2 protein-coding genes are annotated in these 1,303 nt (G+C 67.6%); both read right to left on the bottom strand.

Annotation, left to right across the window (positions count from 1 at the left end; genetic code table 11):
* Nucleotides 1-31: 31 nt before the first annotated feature.
* The gene (locus AC5WS8_RS39150; RefSeq protein WP_496108235.1) at nt 32-973 is read right to left on the bottom strand and encodes an IS3 family transposase; all 942 of its coding nucleotides are present in this window, start codon (nt 971-973) and stop codon (nt 32-34) included.
* Entirely contained in the window at nt 961-1,251 is a 291-nt protein-coding gene (locus AC5WS8_RS39145; protein ID WP_496108234.1) for a transposase, read from the bottom strand. Before AC5WS8_RS39145 ends, AC5WS8_RS39150 begins: the two co-directional genes overlap by 13 nt.
* Nucleotides 1,252-1,303: the final 52 nt, after the last annotated feature.

Here is a 1,303-nt window from a genome sequence, read left to right as displayed (position 1 = left end):
TGTCAATCCCCTGGTTGCGTAGAGACGTTGGTTATGCAGCCCGGCCTTCCTGATCGGTCCGGGCTCGCGCGTCCTGGATGATCCGTTCGAACTCGACGGGCGGTTTCCCGCCGGCCGCGCTGTGGCGCCGCTTCGTGTTGTAGAAGTCGGCGATCCACGTGGCGGTCTTCAGCCTCGCCTCGGTGCGGGTGGCGAAGCTGTGCCGGTGGACGTACTCGACCTTGAGGACCGAGTGGAACGACTCCGCGGCGGCATTGTCCAGGGCTGACCCGACTCTCCCCATCGACTGCACCACGCCCCAGCGGCCGCACAGCTGCTGGAACGCCTCGGATGTGTATTCGCTGCCGCGGTCCGTGTGGAAGATGACGCCGTCCACCTGGCCGCCTCGGGTCGCGATCGCCATCTGCAGGGCGGCGCTGACCAGCGCGGCATCGTGCCGCTCACCCATCGCGTAGCCCAGTGCCCGGCGGGAGAACGCGTCATGGACGGATGCGAGGTAGAGCTTGCCCTCGCCGGTGTCGATCTCCGTCATGTCGCCCCACCACAAGACGTCGGGCGCGATGGCATCGAACTTGCGCCGTACCAGGTCAGGAGCGGTCTTTCGCTTGCCGGGGCGGGTCAGCGAACGGCGTCGGCGAGGCGGGGTGCGGCCCTGCAGGCCGAGCTCGGCCATGATCTCGGCGACGGTGTTCTGCGACACCTGCCAGCCCTCCTCCCACAAATCCAGCGTGATCCTCGGCGAGCCGTACGTCTGGCCCGAGCGATCGAAGAAGTAGCGGATCCTCTCGGCCAGCGCCGCCCGCCTGACCTCGCGCTTCGTCGGCTCGGACGGTCTGCGGCGCCACTTGTAAAACCACGCCTCCGACACGCCGAGCGCCCGGCAGGCGATGCGATGCGGAATGTTCTCCTCGGTCTTGCAGTCGCTGATCGCCCCGACCATGGTGGCCGGGTCCGCCGCAGCTACTTCACCCACAAGACCATGCAGCGTTTGAGTACGTCACGCTCCATGGCCAGCTCCTTGTTGTCCTTCTTCAGCTGGGCGTTCTCCCGCCGCAGCCGCGCGAGTTCCTCGCTCTCGCCGGCCGTCCCGGCGCCGCCCGCCCTGCGGGCCCGGGACACCCAGCTGGCCAGCGTGGTCTCGTTGATCCCGAGGTCCTTCGCAACCTGCGCGATCGGCTTGCCGGTCTCGGTGACGATCCGCACAGCCCCCTCGCGGAACTCCGCGTCGAACTTCCGTCTCTTGCCTGCCATGACTCCCAACTTCCCCTGCAGTCACGGTCTCTACGCTAGGAGGGGAAGGTCA

The organism is Streptomyces sp. PTL18, assembly GCF_059510295.1.
This window is presented reverse-complemented; position numbering and strand designations above follow the sequence as displayed.

Coding starts and splice junctions, on each gene's coding strand:
- AC5WS8_RS39145 (WP_496108234.1), bottom strand. CDS start 1,251: ATGGCAGGCAAGAGACGGAAGTTCGACGCGGAGTTCCGCGAGGGGGCT.